General features: G+C 62.1%; 20 protein-coding genes and 2 pseudogenes. 6 read left to right on the top strand and 16 right to left on the bottom strand.

Going from position 1 to position 18001, the window contains the following annotated elements; translation table 11 throughout:
- Positions 1–270: 270 nt before the first annotated feature.
- The 3 genes from RFM68_RS23350 to RFM68_RS23345 form a co-directional block, all read right to left on the bottom strand.
- The gene (locus RFM68_RS23350) at positions 271–2055 is read right to left on the bottom strand and encodes a hypothetical protein (protein WP_320235374.1); all 1785 of its coding nucleotides are present in this window, start codon (positions 2053–2055) and stop codon (positions 271–273) included.
- Positions 2056–2684: 629 nt separating this feature from the next.
- Positions 2685–2897 carry a DOPA 4,5-dioxygenase family protein gene (locus RFM68_RS33660; protein ID WP_430694913.1) on the bottom strand — a complete coding sequence of 71 codons (213 nt, stop codon included), beginning with the start codon at positions 2895–2897 and terminating at the stop codon, positions 2685–2687.
- A 47-nt stretch (positions 2898–2944) separates the two neighbouring features.
- Positions 2945–3385, bottom strand: coding sequence for a hypothetical protein (locus tag RFM68_RS23345; RefSeq protein WP_320235373.1), 441 nt, complete (start codon positions 3383–3385; stop codon positions 2945–2947).
- 135 nt (positions 3386–3520) lie between these two features.
- Between RFM68_RS23345 and RFM68_RS23340 the strand changes: the two genes are divergently transcribed.
- The gene (locus RFM68_RS23340; RefSeq protein WP_320235372.1) at positions 3521–4372 is read left to right on the top strand and encodes an ImmA/IrrE family metallo-endopeptidase; all 852 of its coding nucleotides are present in this window, start codon (positions 3521–3523) and stop codon (positions 4370–4372) included.
- A 50-nt stretch (positions 4373–4422) separates the two neighbouring features.
- Here RFM68_RS23340 and RFM68_RS23335 read toward each other — a convergent pair.
- Together RFM68_RS23335 and RFM68_RS23330 are read right to left on the bottom strand one after the other, a co-directional pair.
- Positions 4423–4612 (bottom strand): annotated as a pseudogene (locus RFM68_RS23335) (DOPA 4,5-dioxygenase family protein); the annotation flags it as partial.
- Positions 4613–4650: 38 nt separating this feature from the next.
- Positions 4651–4782: a hypothetical protein gene (locus RFM68_RS23330; RefSeq protein WP_320235371.1), complete on the bottom strand. Its 132-nt coding sequence runs from the start codon at positions 4780–4782 to the stop codon at positions 4651–4653.
- Between the two features lie 216 nt (positions 4783–4998).
- On the opposite strand from RFM68_RS23330, the gene RFM68_RS23325 reads away from it, so the two are divergent.
- Positions 4999–5232 carry a hypothetical protein gene (locus tag RFM68_RS23325; RefSeq protein WP_320235370.1) on the top strand — a complete coding sequence of 78 codons (234 nt, stop codon included), beginning with the start codon at positions 4999–5001 and terminating at the stop codon, positions 5230–5232.
- A gap of 36 nt (positions 5233–5268) precedes the next feature.
- Here RFM68_RS23325 and RFM68_RS23320 read toward each other — a convergent pair whose 3' ends face one another.
- The 5 genes from RFM68_RS23320 to RFM68_RS23300 all read right to left on the bottom strand — a co-directional run bounded on the left by RFM68_RS23320 (position 5269) and on the right by RFM68_RS23300 (position 11664).
- Positions 5269–5418: a hypothetical protein gene (locus tag RFM68_RS23320; protein ID WP_320235369.1), complete on the bottom strand. Its 150-nt coding sequence runs from the start codon at positions 5416–5418 to the stop codon at positions 5269–5271.
- 358 nt (positions 5419–5776) lie between these two features.
- The gene (locus RFM68_RS23315) at positions 5777–6202 is read right to left on the bottom strand and encodes a DOPA 4,5-dioxygenase family protein (RefSeq protein WP_320235368.1); all 426 of its coding nucleotides are present in this window, start codon (positions 6200–6202) and stop codon (positions 5777–5779) included.
- Between the two features lie 77 nt (positions 6203–6279).
- Complete coding sequence (locus RFM68_RS23310) at positions 6280–7044, bottom strand: Stf0 family sulfotransferase (RefSeq protein WP_320235367.1); 765 nt, start codon at positions 7042–7044, stop codon at positions 6280–6282.
- Between the two features lie 413 nt (positions 7045–7457).
- A complete protein-coding gene (locus tag RFM68_RS23305) occupies positions 7458–9611 on the bottom strand; it encodes an ATP-binding cassette domain-containing protein (RefSeq protein ID WP_320235366.1) in 2154 nt (717 codons plus the stop codon).
- A 130-nt stretch (positions 9612–9741) separates the two neighbouring features.
- Positions 9742–11664, bottom strand: coding sequence for a putative bifunctional diguanylate cyclase/phosphodiesterase (locus tag RFM68_RS23300; RefSeq protein WP_320235365.1), 1923 nt, complete (start codon positions 11662–11664; stop codon positions 9742–9744).
- A 118-nt stretch (positions 11665–11782) separates the two neighbouring features.
- On the opposite strand from RFM68_RS23300, the gene RFM68_RS23295 reads away from it, so the two are divergent.
- Genes RFM68_RS23295 through RFM68_RS23285 form a run of 3 tightly spaced genes read left to right on the top strand, consistent with a single transcriptional unit; the run spans position 11783 to position 13855 of the window.
- Positions 11783–12055, top strand: a complete 273-nt coding sequence (locus tag RFM68_RS23295; RefSeq protein WP_320235364.1) for a hypothetical protein — start codon at positions 11783–11785, stop codon at positions 12053–12055.
- Positions 12056–12080: 25 nt separating this feature from the next.
- The gene (locus RFM68_RS23290) at positions 12081–13229 is read left to right on the top strand and encodes an amidohydrolase (protein ID WP_320235363.1); all 1149 of its coding nucleotides are present in this window, start codon (positions 12081–12083) and stop codon (positions 13227–13229) included.
- A 35-nt stretch (positions 13230–13264) separates the two neighbouring features.
- A complete protein-coding gene (locus RFM68_RS23285) occupies positions 13265–13855 on the top strand; it encodes a DNA-3-methyladenine glycosylase (protein ID WP_320235362.1) in 591 nt (196 codons plus the stop codon).
- On the opposite strand, the gene RFM68_RS23280 is transcribed toward RFM68_RS23285, so the two are convergent.
- Positions 13852–14166 (bottom strand): EthD family reductase, encoded by a 315-nt coding sequence (locus RFM68_RS23280; protein ID WP_320235361.1) that lies wholly within the window; start codon positions 14164–14166, stop codon positions 13852–13854. The genes RFM68_RS23285 and RFM68_RS23280 overlap by 4 nt on opposite strands.
- 209 nt (positions 14167–14375) lie before the next feature.
- Here RFM68_RS23280 and RFM68_RS23275 point away from each other — a divergent pair, with 209 nt between their 5' ends.
- Entirely contained in the window at positions 14376–14735 is a 360-nt protein-coding gene (locus tag RFM68_RS23275; protein ID WP_320235360.1) for a hypothetical protein, read from the top strand.
- Positions 14736–14757: 22 nt separating this feature from the next.
- Here the strand turns inward: RFM68_RS23275 and RFM68_RS23270 are convergent, their stop codons facing one another.
- The 5 genes and pseudogenes from RFM68_RS23270 to RFM68_RS23250 all read right to left on the bottom strand — a co-directional run.
- The gene (locus RFM68_RS23270) at positions 14758–15360 is read right to left on the bottom strand and encodes a dihydrofolate reductase family protein (protein WP_320235359.1); all 603 of its coding nucleotides are present in this window, start codon (positions 15358–15360) and stop codon (positions 14758–14760) included.
- Position 15361: 1 nt separating this feature from the next.
- Positions 15362–15910 (bottom strand): cupin, encoded by a 549-nt coding sequence (locus RFM68_RS23265; RefSeq protein WP_320235358.1) that lies wholly within the window; start codon positions 15908–15910, stop codon positions 15362–15364.
- Between the two features lie 250 nt (positions 15911–16160).
- Positions 16161–17177 carry a zinc-dependent alcohol dehydrogenase family protein gene (locus RFM68_RS23260; protein WP_320235357.1) on the bottom strand — a complete coding sequence of 339 codons (1017 nt, stop codon included), beginning with the start codon at positions 17175–17177 and terminating at the stop codon, positions 16161–16163.
- 31 nt (positions 17178–17208) lie between these two features.
- Complete coding sequence (locus tag RFM68_RS23255; protein ID WP_320235356.1) at positions 17209–17604, bottom strand: (R)-mandelonitrile lyase; 396 nt, start codon at positions 17602–17604, stop codon at positions 17209–17211.
- Positions 17605–17617: 13 nt separating this feature from the next.
- A pseudogene (locus RFM68_RS23250) lies at positions 17618–17980 on the bottom strand (cyclophilin-like fold protein); the annotation flags it as partial.
- Between the last annotated feature and the right edge of the window lie 21 nt (positions 17981–18001).

Genomic DNA, 18001 nt, shown 5'->3' with positions numbered 1-18001 from the left:
TGAAGGTCGCGGAGGGTTGTGACCTCATCGTCACACGATCTGCGGAGAAAAGATATCAGGTAGGCGAGGAAGCCGGCGGTCACTACCGATAATGCCAATCCACGCAAGGCTAGCATCCACAGCAGGAAGGTGTCGTGCGCAGAGACCGCTGGAGCTGTCGCGTTGGTGCCTATAGGCGCCGCATAGGTGCCGCCCATTCCGGCCGCACCATAGACGGCGTGGAACACACCGGCCATTTCCAAGTGGCGGCAGAGGCGCTGCAACCGACAATCATTGCCGCATAAGATCGATAACCTGGTCGAAAGCCCTATCGGTCTTGAAAGCCGCCCTGAAAGGAATGATCAAAACGCTGAGAAAGAAAAACAATAAAGGGAGAAGGACTGTGAGCTGCTGCGTAAGCTTGCCACTCTCAAACTTGGTAGGATTGAGGCGGCGTTCGTTCTTTGTGAGTGATGTTGCATTACCCACGAACCGTAGCCTGCCATGATCAGTGCTAATACCTCGGAATGCGCCAATGGCCCGGAACTGATCGGTAGGTCTCACGTTTTGAGCCGTTCCGTCCACATCGATGGACAAGTTACCTTTTGCTTCCAAAAGCGTAGCCACTCCCCCCGGGACACCGTCCATCGCTTGGCCATCGATGTCGTCCATGGTGATCCACCCACTCTCGCCAGAGACGTTCAGTTCACTATCCTGCCTCGACAGCAATCCATTCGGCCGTGCAGTGACAGTCACCCTCACACCTACGGAAATACCCGAGCTAGGCATCTTAAACGTGCCACTCTGAAATGCCTTGCGCGCTGCTGCTATGGTGCATGCGGCTTTGTCACCTGGCATCGGCGTTGCAGGGATGAAAGTGATAAAATACGGTTTGCCGTCGATCTCAACGACTAGCTTGCGAGGAACCAGGTTTATGGTGTTCGCTTTGTCATCCTGCGAGTCCAAGAAAACTCTTCCCGCATAAAAAGCTAATACATCTGCGCTGTTTGCATAGATAAGATGGGAATGGCTTCCGATAAATTGCCACAAGTCCTTAGTATTTGCTTTTTTACCAACCTCCAGGCCAAATGGAGCCACTGGATCTGCTTCCAGCGAAAGCTTCCCCTTGTCCGTATCGAAAATCCAAAAATCGGAGGCGCCGCCTTCGAATGAGACTGACAAACGCTTGATATCACTCACGCGGAGGCTCGGCCTGTCAGCTCCGATTCCCGAGATCCAGTCGGCATCCAGACAACCTGACAGAATCTCGATTTGGAGATCGAATTTGGTTTGAGGATTGGTAACGTGCCAAGCGGCGCTTATTCCTCCATTAGGATTGCGCCACTTTACAACGGGCACATCGAAATCCGTTGGAAACAGCTGGAACGGAGGATTGTCTTTGTCGACGTAGGACGGATTGGTGGCGAAAGAGCCATTCAGCGGCGCGTCGAGGTAAGCGTCAATTTGAACAGGTAAAGGTCGATAGAAGAAATCCGCAGCATAAAAAATGACCACGTTTAAGAAAATTCCGAACGCGCAAATCTCAAGTGCTACAGCAGCACGTCGCACCGGTCTGCTTAGTTGAAGGTGCTCGATAGTCCATTCGGCAATCTGCGTTATAGATACAATCGCGCATGAAATTAAGAATGCTCCGCACAAATTTGCGAACAGCGATTGAATGAATGAAGACTGCTCGAAAGTTCCACTCCATTGATAAATTGTGAAATCGTTGATGGACAGGGCAACCAATCCGGCAGCCGTTCCGTGCCATAGCATTTGTGCCGGAGAGCCAGTTCTAAGTGTAGCTGCAGCCATGACAAATGCTATTGCGAGGAAGTTCGGCTGATAGGCTTCCCTCAGCCATTCAGCCAAGCTCACAAAGGGCACCACATCGGCGCCATGGACCGCTTCGTAAATCGACGCGGAGTCCCCGTTGAGTATGCCCATCAAAAAGATTTGTAACCGCGGACCAGGCGACAAAAGAAGGGTGATCGCTATACAGTATGCCAGTATGACGACAGCGCCCCGCAACGGCCCAAATCTGCGCCGGAAACACGCAAAATAGCCGTTCGTCATAAAAAGCTCAGTTTTGAATCGGGGCGCAATAGAGCAATCATGACTTCGTCAGAAGGAGCCGTCAAGGATACCCCAGGTCGTGAACGCAGGGATGATCTGCCGCTCAATGGCTCCTTCAGCGCCTACGACGACCTTCGGCAGAAGCTGCTCGACCGGGGCATTCGGCTGAGGGGTCACAATGAAAGCCTTTACGTTGAATGTGCTGGCGTTCATCACCGGCGTTGGCACGCTGCAGGCCGTCCACACCTATGGACATCACCACCCTGACTTTTAGTAGCGGGCGGCAAAGGTTTGAAACGCTTTGTTTCCGTACGGTTTCTGTACGCGGAGATATGCGATATGGCTAAGTGCTTGAAAGATGGTGGGCGATGCAGGGATTGAACCTGCGACCCGCCCGTGTGAAGGGTGTGCTCTCTCGTTGGTGCGAATACCTATTTCACACCATCGGACAATCCCAAGGAATTTTTGACGTCAGCTATGGCCCAACAGCGGAACGGCCGCGTCTGAAGATCATCATACTGTAAGCTGCCAGTCAGCACTCGGCCCCCAAGACAGATAGTTGTCTCCGGCGAAGTCGGTCCGCCAGTCATAATTCATCCCACCCCTACACCCCATCGTCGGCTCCGTATTCACCTCCAGCGCCTCTTCCGCCTCATCCTCTCGCCAAGCACCTCGCCGTTCACCGCCAGCGCTCGCCCGATCCAGATCGGGTCGACCAGGTGTTCGCGCTTGGGGTTGGTGGTGTTGGGATGGATGAGGATGTGCTCAGGCCGCCGTGGTTCAGCATCAGCCATGGAACGAGGGTGGCGAAAAAATTCGGTCGCGAAGGAGACCTGGTACATAGCCTGCCCATGCGAGCCGGCCGGCTCGTCGCAAGGCGCAACGCCTCCTAGTTCTGATCAGAGTTCACTTGCGGCTTTGAGCCGATTACTGCGAGACCACCTAAGACAGTTTGCCAAAAAAACCCGTTCTGAAATGAAAGCAGAAAATCACCAAGAGTTTCTGGGTTTTGCTCCGTCAACGCATAGATCGAATTGAATATTAATGGAGAAACAAACAGCGCAGCAACAAACTGCCAATCTGTTACAATCTCCCCGAAACCAACAGAAATCTTCTTGCCCTGCTCTCCAGCCGTCTTGGCCTTAGCGAATACAAAGCTCGCAAAAATTCCGAGCAACATAACAACTCCGAGTAGAATAATGTTTAAAACGTTGCCCGATCCTCCTTCATTCGCCTGAGCCAACGCAAAGCCACCTGGGTAAAAATATGATGCTGCGACCCCAAACCCAAATAGGAAAAATAAGGAAATCGCGAACAGGACGTATTTCATTGCAAGCCCCTCTCCTAATATATCTTATCCTAATACCTCAGACATCAAAAGCGGAGAAATTGGCTGTCCATACCTTCCAGAGTGGCGCTACTCATACCTCTAGGACTGGCTGGCGTCATCCTGGTACTGGCCTTCATGATCAGTCGAAAGCCTGTCAGCGGTGTGGTAGCCTCGTGCCTTTCCGCAGGATGTTTTGATCTTCAGGCCGGCGAACGACTTTTGCCGGAGATTAGGCCCTTCGTTGTGGGCACGCGCTTCCAGGGAAAAATCAATGTGGACTACGCGCCCCTGGCGGGCATGCTGAATTTCTACGTAGCGACGCGCAAACTTCCTGGCCAGCTAGGAACCATTAGTTGTAACTGCGCTTATGTCGGTGCCGACATCGTGATCTGTGACAAGGCCTTTCTTGAGACCTTCTCTTCGTCAGTGAATTTCACCCAGGACTCGTTTTACGGCGAAGGTAGTAGGGAGATCTGGACTAATCAGGCCGATCTGTTCGAGCGCGTGAACCAGATTACCTCGTCAATACTCCGCACTTGGATCATAGGTCACGAGATCGGGCACGCCGTACTCCATGCTCCGACTTCATCCGAACGAAGAATCGCAATGACGAAGGCCAAAGAGAACGCGGCCGATTCTTTCTTTCTCGAAAAGGCCTCGGTGGGGCACGATGAAAAAGCCGTTCGCAACCTACACTGGGGTCTGAACCAGTTGATCATGCAAATTATCGTCATAACCTTCAAAGACGGTAAGGCGCACGTGGCGCCAAGCTCCGACGACATCCACGAGCCGTGGATCCTCCGCGCAATTGCATTAGGGCAGGAGCTCACTGATCGCGGCCCTGAGCCGGAAAACGACTACTACAAGAGCCTTTCCCGCGACATTTCCGTCGAACCCGGCGGAGGATCCATCGGATCACTGTGCCAATTTCAGAACCTGCGCGAGCGAGCAACACAGATCCAGAAGAAGAGATTGGGTGAACACTGACGAAGGCATGGGTTCGCAATGACCGGCCGCCAATCCCCTCGCCTCCCAGTTCACACCCCCAGCGTCGGCTCGGTATTCACCTCCAGCGCCTCTTCCGCCTCGTCCTCCTCGCCAAGCATGCACGCCGAGCGCCCGCCCGATCCAGATCGGGTCGACCAGGTGGTCGCGCTTGGGGTTGGTGGTGTTGGGGTGGATGAGGATGCTTAAGCCCCCATGGTTCAGCATCAGCCAGGGAACGAGCGGGCAAGCGGCTCGCTGCCATCGCCTCGCGTCGGCGCCTATCGGTTTGGCCGGTCCTCACGCAGAACGTTGTAGACAAGCAGGCCCGCCGTCAAGGACACGACGGCGCCCAACATGTCGCTGCCGGTCAGCCCGGAATAATAGACGAAAGCGAATGCCAACTCGGCCATGGTTTCACCCAAGCTGTGCAGGACTTCTCTGGAAACCTTTCGCGAGCGCTAATGTTCCTGCCCTCGAGGATCAGCCTGCCCAGCAGCCGATCCCTACTGGCCCGATCCCTGCTGGCCCGATCCCTACTGGCCCCATTCCTACTGGCCCCATTCCTACTGGCCCCATTCCTACTAGCTTTTGACGGCAGGCGATTGCGAAACCGCGGGCGTTGCGGAATGAACGGCCGCTTCGTCATATACGGAGACGGTCAGGGTCTCGTCCCCTTCGGCCATTTCATCGACAGCGATGTCGTGCCTCAAGCGCTTCCCGTCGCAGGTCGCCGAGCCTGTCCAGCTGTCGTCCGGGTGGAAATTCGTTCAAAGGTTGAAAAACCGGCCGCCAGCCTCTGGACCGCCGATGGCCTGAACTGTCCCGTTTTCCGGGTTCGCAGTGCCTATGATTTGTTCTGAAAGAGCGAGAGTGTTGAACAGCCTGCGCAGCAGGAGCTATTGAATATTGGCCTCGCAGGCCAGTCGCTCGGCTTCCGCTTGCGATAGCCCCATGAGCAATCGGTCGTTCGCCTCGGCCGGCAGATCCGTCGAGCGGTCGTAGACAAGCCATTGGTCAACCGGATCTTGGATGGCGACGAACCTCATCCCGGTGCTCCGCTTTTCGTTAGTGTCTCCTAATATTTGCCTGCCCCGTATGTTCCAACCGCGAGGCGCAGAATCGCCTGATCATCGTCCTCCAACGCGACCCGGCCTCGTGACGCGAGACTTTGCAGGCCGGGTCCTTGCCTCGCCGAGGGGGGTTCTGCGAGACAAGCGCAAGGATGCGCCTTCTCCACTAAGCCGGCCCTAACGCAGTTGAATCAGCAGCTGCTAATTTTTCTTGGGGCGATTAGAGCCGGGGCAGAGGCGAGAAATGGGCGGAGCGACCTCGAACCGCTTGCTCAGCGGCGTCTACGGCGAGACCTTTTCCCTTTTCGATCGAAGATCGGCCCGGAGGTCGCCCCTACGCCCCCAGCGTCGGCTGCGTATTCACCTCCAGCGCCTCTTCCGCCTCGTCCTCCTCGCCGAGAACCTCGCCGTGCACCGCCAGCGGGCGGCCGATCCAGATCGGGTCGACCAAATGGTCGCGCTTGGGGTTGGTGGTGTTGGGGTGGATGAGGATGCTCAGGCCGCCGTGGTTCAGCATCAGCCACGGAACCAGCGAGGCGAAAATTTCGGTGGCGAAGGAGACCTGGTACATGGCCTGCTCGTGCGGGCCGACCGGCTCGTCGCGCCAGTTGCCCAGGCGCACGCGGAAACGTTCGGCGATGCGCAGGCGCAGCCATTCGGCATGCCGCCGCTCGGCCGGTCCGCCGAAATAGATATGGGCGTGATAGCTGGCGATCTCCGCGAGCGGCCTTGGCTGCGCTGGATTGGTTTTTTCGTTCACCTCGATACTCCCCTTCGATAGTCCGGCGGAATTCTAGCCGAAGCGCCGCCGCCTTGTCTGCGGCCTCGCAGCGCCGGTCAGAAGCGCCTTCGGCTCAAAGGCCGCTTCAGGGCGATGCGGGCGAAATTGTCGAGCGTGCGCGGCACCGGCGCCTCCTCGATCGCCTCGATGGCGCCCATCCGCGCGGCTTCCTGCCGAAAATGCCTTACCCAATCCTCGGTGAGGTCATCGCGCTGAACCTTGAATTCAGAGACCGGCACGGTCACTGGCACCGGAACATCGAGCAATTCGGCCACGGCTTCGAGATAGGGCCGCGGATCCGGCAGCAGGTCCTCGTAGACGAAATGCCGGTAGGGCAATTGCGAAAGGTCGAGATAGGCGCGCCAGAATGCGAAGCTCTGCTCAATCTGGAAGAACGCCCGGCTGATGCCGGCAAAGCTGTAGGGAACGGGAGAACCGGCGCCCTTTTCCCAGCTTGCCCACGAATTCGAAACGCTGGCGCGGTAGAAGGAAATGGCCTGCCGAAGGCGATCGCGGCGTTCAAGCGTTATGAAGCCCAGACCGTGCTTCCCGCGGACTTCGAACAGGAAATCCTTGCCGCATTTGCCCTTCGACCAGGCCAGATGGCGGGGAAACACCTTGACGGTGAAGCGGCCGTTTTCGGTCGAGGATTTGCGGATGACTGCTTCCTCGAGCGCATCGTAGGCGCGCGGCTCGGGGCCCAGATGCAACGGTTTGAGCCATTCTCGCGAAACGCCCATGACGCCTGTCGCATTCGTGAGGCTTCCGAGCCAGCTCGAACCGCTTCTTCCCTCGGTTAAGACCGCGACCCCCTTCACCATGCTCCCCCTTTTTGCCCGCTTCCAGTAAAGCGGCAAAAACGCCCGGACTCAACGTCATATCGCCAAGGGCAGCGTCGGGGAGCTTGGGTTCCTCGCCCCCCTCGGGAGCGCAGAGCAATCGCATATAAGGCCGAGGCTTTCGCCCTACGAATACCCCCACCCCTAACCCCTCCCCACAAGGGGGAGGGGGACCTCGCTGGCGCTGATCCCGCCAAATTACTGAGGTTTGGACCATGACCATCAAGAAGGCGCGGCAGCGTTCCCTCCCCCTTGTGGGGAGGGTTAGGGTGGGGGTCCCTCTTCGCAAGACTCATATGCGATCGCCCCGGCGGGAGCGGGGTAGAGGTGGCTCGGCGAAGCCGAGACGGAGTGGGGGAGCGCCGTTGGCGATTGCCCATCACCTCGGAGCTCCCCTACCCCTTATCGCCGTTCTCCCCGCTCCCCCACAGCGCCCGCTGCAGCAATCCGCGCTTCCTCTTCGGCACGAGCTCGACGTCGCTGACCAGCTTCGCCCCGCCCTCGCGCCGTTCCAGCGTGATTTTTCGCGTATGAAACGCTTCCAGCTCAGCGCGGTGGGCGACGCTGATGATGGTGACTTTCGGCAGCTCCTGGATCACCGTCTGCATCATCTTGTCCTGGCTCTTCTCGTCCAGCGCCGAGGTCGCTTCGTCGAGCACGACGATATCGGGCGCATGCAGCAGCAGGCGGGCGAAGGCGAGGCGCTGTTTTTCGCCGCCCGACAGCGTCTGGTCCCACGGCGCCTCATCCCCCAGCCGATCCTTCAGGTAGCCGAGGCCGACCTTGTCGAGGGCAGCAGTGATCTCGGCCTTCTTCCAGTTGTCGGCGGCGGCGGGATAGGCGGTGGCGCGGCGCAGCGTGCCGGACGGGATGTAGGGGCGCTGCGGCAGCATGAAGAGCCGCTTGCCCGGGTGGAAATCGACGCCGCCGCTGCCCCAGGGCCAGAGTCCCGCGATGGCGCGCACCAGCGTCGACTTGCCCGAGCCGGATTCGCCCGAGACCAGCACCCGCTCGCCGGGCTCGATCTCGACTTCCGTTTCCTTGACCACGCCGGTGCCGTCGTCGAGCGTCACCGAGAGATCGTCGAGCGAGAGCATCGCACCGTCTGCGGTCTCGCCATGCTGGATGCGGCCCAGCGTGTCGTTCTTCTCGGCGCGCTCCAGCACGTCCAGCGACATCATCAGCGAGGCGATGCGGTGGGCCGACGCGTTCCAGTCGGCAAGCCGCGGATAATTGTCGACCAGCCAGCCGAACGCACCCTGCACGATGGCGAAGGCGGAAGCCGCCTGCATGACCTGGCCGAGGCTCATCGAGCCGTCGAGGAATTTCGGGGCGCACAAAAGTATCGGCACGACCGGCGCGAACAGGCTGGAGACTTGCGAGACGAGCGCGGTGCGCATGTGCTGGCCGGTGAGCCGCGCCCAGCGGCCGAGCACACCGGCGAATGTCCGGTCGATGCCGGCGCTCTCCTCCTCCTCGCCGCCCAGCAGCGCGATGCTCTCGCCGTTCTCGCGCACCCGCGTCAGCACGTAGCGGAACTCGGCTTCCGACTGGTTCTTATCCTCGGAAAGCTGGACGAAGCGGCGGCCGATGCCGAACATCGAGGTCGAGGTTATCGCCGCATAGATGACCGCGGTGACGACGAGGAATCCGGGCACGGTGATGGCCAGGCCACCCAGCGTGAAGCTCAGCGCGCCGCCGATGGTCCACAGCACCACGATGAAGGTCGAGGCCGACAGGAAGGCGTTGAGCACGCCGGCGATGAAATCGACGGGTGATTCCGTGGCGATGCGCAGATCCTCCGTCAGGCGGGCCTCGGGGTTGGCGTGGTCGCCCTTGACGAGGTTGAGCTGGTAGTAGCGGCCGTGGTCGAGCCAGCGCGCGATGACCGAAGTGGTCAGCCAGGAGCGCCAGCGGCGCTGCATGGTCATGCGCAGGTAGACCTGGGCGACGACCAGGCTGATGCTGCCGGCGACCAGCGGCAGGAAGACGGCGCTCAGCCAGTAGACGGTGTTGGCGTCGCGCTGCTCGATGGCGTCGAAGATCGCGCGGTTCCAGCGGTTGATGCCGTATTGGAAGCCGACATTGACGCAGATCAGCACCAAGAGCCCGATCGTCAGCGGCCAGGCGAGCCTGTCGCCATGCAGGCCCCAATAGCCGCGGCCGCTGATCCAGAAGCGCCGCAGCAGGTATTTCTTGCGCGCCCGCTCGGTCTCCTCCGGCGTCAGTTTCGGGCCGGGTTCGTTCGCCTCCGGCGGCGGCGACCCGGCATGGCCGATGGCCTCGGGCGCGGCGTCGGCGGGTCGTGGCTGCTTTTCGCGCTGCTTCTCGTCGGCAGGTGGCTGCGCCTTCCGCCCTTGCGCCTTGTCTTGTCTCAACTTGTCTTCTTGCAGCTTGTCTTGCGGCGCTTCGTGCGCCCGCGACTTCGGGGCGCCGCGCGGTTTCGACTGGCGCGGCTTCTCATGATGCGACTTCGCCGGGCGCGGCTTATCTGCACCGCGCGATGTGGCGCTGTCGGCCGGTTTCGGTTTGTGCTTGGCCGGGGGCATCGCGCGACAACGGCCCAAAAATCAAAAGGTTTCATGGGTGCCGCGCTTCGCGGCTACCCTGCCCTTTCGAGGCTCCTTGCCTGCCGAATGACGATGAATGCCGACATGGTTGAGACTGTCGGGCGGCCGGTCAGGCGGCGTTGCCGCTGCGGGGATTGCGCCGTGGCTCGAAACGGGCCTCTGCGACGGATGTGCCGGCCGCGTCGAAGGCGAGCGCGTCGCGCATCGGAAGTGCTGCCGAAAAGAGATAGCCTTGCGCGACCATGCAACCCAGCGAGCGCAGGATCATGCGGTCGGCGTCGGTTTCGACGCCCTCGGCCATCACCTCTATGCCCAGCGTGCGACCAAGGCCGATGACCGCCTCGACGAGCGCCTGGTCCTCCACGGATTTCGCCAGATCGCGCACGAAATCCTTGTCGATCTTGATCTTGCGGATGCGGCTGTCCTTCAGCGACACCAGGGTCGAGAAACCGGTGCCGAAATCGTCGAGAACGATCGATATGCCGGCATCCGCCAGGCGCCCGACCTTTTCGTCGACCCTGTCGCGGTCGACCGGCGCCTCTTCGGTGATCTCGATCTCGAGCATCGCGGCCGGCACATTCTTCGCCTTCAGGCCGTCGAGGATCATGTCGTCGACATTGCCGGCCTCGAGCTCGCGCGGCGAAAGGTTCATCGCGACCCGCACATCCGGGCGCCCCTGTCTCACCAGCTCCGCGATCATGGCGCAGCAATTGAGGAATACCGTCTCGGTCAAAAGCGAAAGCAGGCCGGTTTCGCGCGCGGCGGTGACGATCTCGGGCGGCGAGATGGCGCCATGGACATCGTGGCGCCAGCGCAGCAGCGCCTCGAAGCCGACGACCGCGCCGGTGTCGAGCCGCACCAAAGGCTGGAACCAGGAGCAGAGCGTGCCGGCAACAATCGCGCCGCGCAGGTCGCGCTCGATGCAGTTCTTGCGTTCCAGCGCGGCGTCCAGCGCGGCATCGAAGAGGCAATATTCGTTCCGGCCGCCGCGCTTGGCCGCGTAGAGCGCGAAATCCGCCTTGAGCAGCATTTCCGTCAAGCGCGGCTTTTCCGATTGGTAGATGCCGATCGACGCGCCGACGCGCACCGAATTCAATTCCGGATCCGGATTGGCGATGGCCGCGATGATGGCGGACGCAAGCTCGCTCGTCGGCTGCAGGGATTTGCCTGCCGCAAAAAGCAGCACGAACTCGTCGCCGCCGATGCGCGCGATCGTCGCGTCGCGCGGGGCGTGGTCCTCGATCCTGCGCGCCACCTTGACCAGCAGGTTGTCGCCGACGGTGTGGCCATAGGTGTCGTTGACGGATTTGAAGCCGTCGAGGTCGATCAGCATGGCCACGAACGGGCCGTCGGAAAGGCCGAGCTGGCGAATGGCCTGCTCCAGGCCATAGCGGTTGAGCAGATTCGTCAGCGGGTCGCGCCTGGAGTTGCGTTCCATCTCAGCGGCGAACTCGCGCGCCTCGTATTTGAGGCGGCTCGTCTCGCGGAAGCGGGATTGTCCCAGCAGCGCGCTTCTAATCATGCCGCCGAGGAAAAGCACGATCGTGAAGGCGAGCACGAAATTTTCGACGCCGCCATTCGCCAGCACGCAGCCGGCGGCGATCAGAAGCGGCAGCGTGACGAAATTGATCGAAGCCGGCGCGTAGGAGGAACCGTAGGTGACCGAACCGGCCGAGGCGCCCGCAAGCACGATGAGATAGAGCGGCGCCTGGGGTGTGGCGTATCCGTCGCTCAGCAGCGCCAGAAACGACCAGGCGACGCCCGAGGCGAGTGCCAGCAGGCCATAGAGCGAAAGCCGGGCGCCGGGCGTCTGCGGCCTGTCGTCGGCCGCTTCCGACCGGGCGACAGCAAGCACTACGCGCGCGCCATTGATCAGGGCGATCGCGGCAAACCACAGCACCGCGGCAAGGCCGCCGCCCGACAGCAGCTGCACGGCCAGGATCAGCGCCGACAGCACCGTGCCGACCGGCATCGAGATGAAGACGCCTTTGCTGAGATCAGCGAGCTGATCGCGCAGGATGCCGGCTTCCACGGCCTCGCTCCGTCCCCCGGAAGAGGGACCTGCAACCAGCCGCTCGTCATGCGTTGTCATGGCCCCATTGGTTAGGCGAGCGGGATGAAAATCGTGTTAAGGATTTCAGCGGTTTACGGTGCATTTCTCGATTGAAGGCGCGTGGCACTCCCGTCCGGCGCCGTTGAAGCGGCAGCCATCGACCACTGACTGTCGAAAGGCGGAGCGGCTCGTCCTCTATTCCGGCAGCCATAGCGGAGACGTCATCGAGGAGCCGAGCTTCGGCGAACTCGAACGCGAACTAAAGCTCATCGAATCCAGCCCCGACGCTTATGTTCTGGAATTCGCCGATGGACTATCGGAATTGATCCGTATGGCACGGCGCGAGAAAAACCCTATCGTGTTTGTGTGACCGGCAAGCCAATCGGAGCCCCACCATGGCCCTCACCAACCGAGACCTCGTCGAGCTGACCGAATGGCGGCGCAAACTGCACCGGCAGCCGGAAATCTCGAACGAGGAGGAGAAGACCGCCAAGGAGGTCGTCAGCTTCCTCGCCGACACGGCACCGGACAAGGTGCTGACGGGGCTCGGCGGCCATGGTGTGGCGGCGGTCTATGACAGTGGGCAGGGCGGGCCGACGGTGCTGTTCCGCTCGGAACTCGATGCGCTGCCGATCGAGGAGCTTTCGGGCGTCGAGCATTCATCGCAGGTGCCGGGCAAGTCGCATATGTGCGGACATGACGGGCACACCGCGATCCTGGCCGCGCTCGGCCGCCAGTTCGGACGCGACAGGCCGGCGCGCGGCCGCGTCGTGCTGATGTTCCAGCCGGCGGAAGAGACCGGCAACGGTGCGGCCGGCGTCGTCGCCGATCCGCGTTTTGGCGAGATCGCGCCGGACTTCGCCTTTTCACTGCACAACCTGCCCGGCGTGCCGTTCGGCGAGGCGCGGCTCAAGGCCGGCACCGTCAACTGCGCCTCGCGCGGCGTGCGTATCGTGCTGGAAGGCAAGACCGCGCATTCCTCGATGCCCGAAACCGGCATTTCGCCGATGCCGGCATTGAGCGAGTTGATGCCGGCGCTGCCCGCGCTCGCGCGCGGCACCTTCACTGATGAGGATTTCGGCATGGTGACCGTCACCCATGCCAGGATGGGCGAAGCCGTGTTCGGCATCGCGCCCGGCTATGCGGAGGTGTGGGCGACGCTGCGGACGCGGCGCGACGAGCGCATGTCCGAGCAGGTCGACGCCGCGGAAGCGCTTGCCGGAAGGATCGCCGCCAAGCATGGCCTCTCGGCGCGCTTCGACTATCACGAGATTTTTGTCGCCAGCGTCAATGCGCCGGACGCGGTCGCGCATCTCAACCGCGCGCTCGACCAAGAAGGTGTGGCACGCAGCGAGGAGACGCTGCCGATGCGCGCCTCGGAGGATTTCGGCATTTTCGGCCACAATGCCAAGTCGGCGATGTTCTTCCTCGGCGCCGGCGAGCGCCATCCATCGCTGCACAATCCCGACTATGATTTCCCCGACGACCTGATCCCGATCGGCTCGAAAATCTTCATGCGCGCGGCGCGCAACCTTTTGGGTTGATCGAACGCCAACAATGGCCTGTCCGATCGATCGCCATGCCCCCTGATCGTGGTTCCGATTTCTTCGCCCGCGACGCGCTCGTCGTGGCACGGGCTCTGATCGGCGCGAGGCTTGCGCTGAACACTGTCGGCGGCATCATCGTCGAGACCGAGGCGTACCGGCCCGACGATCCCGCCTCGCATGCCTATCGCGGCCGCACGCCGCGCAATGCGCCGATGTATGGCGCGCCCGGCACCGCCTATGTGTACCGCTCCTACGGCCTGCACTGGTGCCTGAATGCGGTGTGCCTGCCAGGCAGCGCGGTGCTGATCCGCGCGATCCAGCCGCAATCCGGCATCGTCGAGATGCGCGACCGGCGCGGAATGGATGACGAGCGGCTGCTCTGCTCCGGTCCCGGCAAGCTCTGCCAGGCGCTCGGCATCGACGGCTCGCACAACCGGCTGCCGCTGACCGCGCCGCCCTTCGAATTTGCCCCCTCGCGGACCGATCCTGCCGCGATCGTCAGCGGCCGCCGCATCGGCCTTACCAAGGCGGTGGAATTCGAGTGGCGGTTCGGCCTTGCAGGGTCGGCGTATCTCAGCCGCAGGTTCGCGCCACCTCCAGGCGGCCCCGGCGGATCGGCTTAAACGTCCCTGCTGTCGAAAAGGAACATCTGAACGCCTGACTCGTCAGGTGCGTAAAGCCGGCGATCCGCCCCGGCCGCTTTTCCCTCGGGGCTCGCGAAACCTTTCTTCATGGCGTCGAGATCGTCGAAATGCAGCGTCCCGATCAGGTAGACGTCGGATGGTCCGGCCACTACCGTGATCGGCCCCTGGCTGACCTCGTATTTCCTGAGACCCGGGATCTTCTTGGCCAGCGGTATATGCGTCTCGAAATAGTGCTTGTCGAACGCTTTGACGTCAGCCGGCTGCTTGTAGATGACGACCATTCCAGCCATCGCGGCTCTCCTGTTGTAGCGGACGAACCTAGGACGAAACGACGGGTGGAAACGGAACGAGGCGTCGAAAAAAATGCGGGAACGTATCTCATAAGGAGGGGACGGCGATGGCGGCTGGCCGGCCCCAGCCACCTGCCTTCCACGGCCATCTCGCTTGTGCGAAGAAGCGATCCGTGTACTGTCCGCCCTGAATTAGCAGGGACTCAAGCATGAGAGTTGCGGTGGTCGTCGCGCTGAGCGCGGCAATGGCTGGATGCGTGTCGTCTCCGGCCGACTATGGCGCCTCGCTTTCGCGGCTGGATCCGAAATGGGCATCGCCGGAATGCCAGCAGGCCCGCGTGGCGGCTTCGGATTATGCCGCCCGCGAGAAGGAGCATCCCGGCTGGGGCTTCGGCGTCCTGCTTGGGCCCTACAGTATGGGGATGGTGGCGGCGGTCAAGGAACATGAACAGCAGCAGCGACGGCTTCTCGCCCGTCAGATGCATCTGCAGTGCTCAAGCCAGCCGTTGCCGAAGGAACTGGATTTCGACCCGGCAACCTACGCGCCGAAGAAGACGCAGTATCCGTAGCCGGAGCGGCGGCGCCCCGTTTTCAAGCCGCTGTTTCCTTGATGTCGAACGTGTATGAGAGGATCGCCACGCCCGTTGCGGTCGTGACCTGGCTCGAAAGTTTCAGCGTCGAACGCGCCTGCCCCGCCTCGAAAAGGCGCAAGCCCTCGCCCAGCACCAGCGGATGGACCATCAGCACCAGCTCATCGACAAGCCCGTGCCGCATCAGCGCGCGCAGCAGCTTCCCGCTGCCGAACATGACCAGCGCCTTGTCGTGACCTTGCTTGAGCTTGCGCACCGTCTGTCCCGCGTCGCCGGCAAGCAGCATCGAATTCTCCCAGCGCAGTTCGTAGCCAGCGTCATGCGAGGCGACATACTTGTGTGCGCCGGTCAGCGCCCTGGTCATCGGACTGGCCGGCTGCCTGACGACCCAGCCTTCGTGCAGATCCTCATAGGTCGTGCGGCCGGCGAGCAGCGACCAGCCGCCGGCCATGGTACGGCCGATGACCTCCTGCATCTTCGCATCGCTGCCCGGATTGCCCCAGCCGCCATGTTCAAAACCGTTGCGTGTGTCTTCGTCGGCACGCGCCGGCGCCTGAAAGACACCGTCCAGCGTCAGATGCTCGACGGCGACGATCCTTGCCACTTCAGTCGTCGCTCCATGCGATCAGCAGCGGGCCTTCGCTGCCATAGACCGGATCCTTCTCCGGACGGGCGACCTTCGGGATCGTGCGCAACGCCTCGGCATGCTGCTCGGGGCGCGTGCACAGATCATAGGTGCCGAATGGCGGATAGGCGCCGACGACCAGCAAATCAGATGAAGAGGATAGGCGATGGTGGCCGGTGCCGGCCGGCAGGATAGCCACGTCGCCGGCCTTCACGGTGAGCACCTCGCCCCTGTCGCCGCCGAAGCGCACCTCGGCCGTGCCGCGCGCGATGCCCAGCACTTCGTGGATGCGCGAATGGTAGTGGACGTAATCGTAGATGCCGTTACGCCAGCCGTCGCCCCAGCCGTTCGTGCTGAAGAGATCCTCGAAGACGGCGGCCGGATTGACATCGTCGGGCAGCGCCACGGCGCCGCGGTAGACAATCATCGGCCAGCGCGGATGGTTGGGCACCAGGCCGTCATCCGCGAAGCGGAAGGTGAGCGGTTCCTGCCGCTCGACAAGTTCCGCAAGTTTCGCCGCTCCCGGCATGACGTGACCTTTCCGCAGCTCGATTGCTGACCGTTCTCAACCGGCGGCGGCGCGCTTTGTTCCCGGCGCTCGCGTCCCTGCAGCGGAATTGCAGCTTCGCCGCCGCTCTTGTCCCTGTAGACGCTGGCGATTGGCGAAAGCCGGCGTGACATCCAATCCCTCCTTTTGGGGAGATCGGCGGCTCCGCCGTCGGCGCCCTCCTGCGCCGCTGGAGATTGACGCTCAAGCGCCTCGCCTCCCTCGACGGACCTTAGACCTCAAGCATGACCTTGATGGCGCGGCGGTCGTCCATGGCGCGGTAGCCTTCGGCGACCTCGGCCAGCGGCAGCTTCAGGTCGAAGACCTTGCCGGGCTTGATACGGCCTTGCAGCACGCGGTCCATCAGGTCCGGCAGGAAGCGGCGCACCGGCGCCGGGCCGCCCAGCATGCGCTTCTGGCCGAAGAACAGTTTTTGGCCGTCGAAGCTCACGCCATGCGGCACGCCGACATAGCCGATCGTGCCGCCGGGCCGCGAGCAGGCCAGCGCCTGGTCGAAAGATTCTCTCGTGCCGACGCATTCCAGCACCGAATCCGCGCCGACGCCTTTGGTGAGATCCTTGATTCGCGCAATGCCTTCCTCGCCGCGTTCGGCCACGATGTCGGTCGCGCCGAATTCGCGGGCGAGTTTCTGGCGGCTCTCATGCCGGCTCATGGCGATGATGCGCTCCGCGCCCATCTCCTTGGCGGCGAGCACGCCCATCAGGCCGACCGCGCCGTCGCCGACGACCACGACCGTCGATCCTTCACGGACCTCGGCCGCGTCGGCGGCATACCAGCCGGTGCCGAGAACGTCCGAGACGGCCAAAAGATCGGGCACCAGCTCGGCCGGCGGAACCTCGGAGGTGGCCACCAGCGTCCCGTCGGCCAGCGGCACGCGGGCATAGGGCGCCTGAGCGCCTGACATGAACTCGCGCTGCTCGCAGGAGGATTGGAAGCCGAAGCGGCAGTGCGGACAGGTGTTGTCGGAGAGACAGAACGAGCCGACGACGAACTGGCCGGGGCGCACCGTGCGCACCTCCGCGCCGACCTCGACGACGATGCCGCAGTATTCGTGGCCCATATGCATCGGGTCTTCGACCGGTTGCAGGCCGCGATAAGGCCACAGATCCGAACCGCAGATGCAGCTCGCCGAGAGCTTGATGATGGCATCGGTCGGGCGGAGGATTTTCGGGTCGGCGACTTCCTCGCAGCGGATGTCGCCCGGCTTGTAAAGAATGGTTCCGAGCATTCTGCTTTCCTTTCGTTCGGTTCGGTGAAGGTCAGGCGCCGTAGTCGGCGTCGCTGACATGTTCCAGCCAGTCCACGACCTTGCCGTCCTTGACTTCCTGAATGGCGATGTGAACCATCGCGGTATCGGGCAACGCGCCGTGCCAGTGCTTTTCGCCGGGCGCGAACCAGACGACGTCCCCGGGCCGGATCTCCTCGACCGGCCCGCCCTCGCGCTGCACGCGGCCGCGCCCTGAGACGACAATCAGCGTCTGCCCGAGCGGGTGCGTGTGCCATGCGGTGCGGGCGCCTGGCTCGAAGGTGACCTGCGCGCCCTGCACCCGCTCGGCTTCGAAGGGGTTGAAGAGCGGATCGATGCGGACCGTGCCGGTGAACCAGTCGGCCGGCCCCTTGCCGGAAGGCCTCGTGCCTGCGCGAAGAATGTCCATGGTGATCTCCCTGTCAGATGCGTTCGATGTGAAGCGGGAACTCGCCGCGAACGTGCAAGGCTTGCTGGCCTTCCTCGAAGCGGCCGAGCCTGATCAGCCCGGGGTGGCGGTAGCCGTCGTGGAACATGGCCAGATTGCCCCATGGCATGAAATAACAAAGGTCGTAGGGCTGCTCATTGCCGAACGGGCCGCTGCTTTCCTCGGTCAGCTTGCGCGGCAGATAGGCGATCTTCTCGTTGCTGCTGTAATCGTCGATCGTGAGATGGAGCGGCAGCATGGAAAAGAAATCCCGCGCCGAAGGATTGTCGTCGAGCGTGGCCGTCATCGTATGGTCGTCGAACGTCATCCTGATCTTCATCTCGGTCCGCTCCTGGCTCGCCGCGCTGGGGGCTATATA

This window comes from Mesorhizobium montanum, from assembly GCF_033977145.1.
GTDB lineage: Bacteria > Pseudomonadota > Alphaproteobacteria > Rhizobiales > Rhizobiaceae > Mesorhizobium > Mesorhizobium montanum.
Note: the sequence above shows the minus strand (reverse complement) of the source record. Positions and strands in the feature narration are given on the sequence as shown.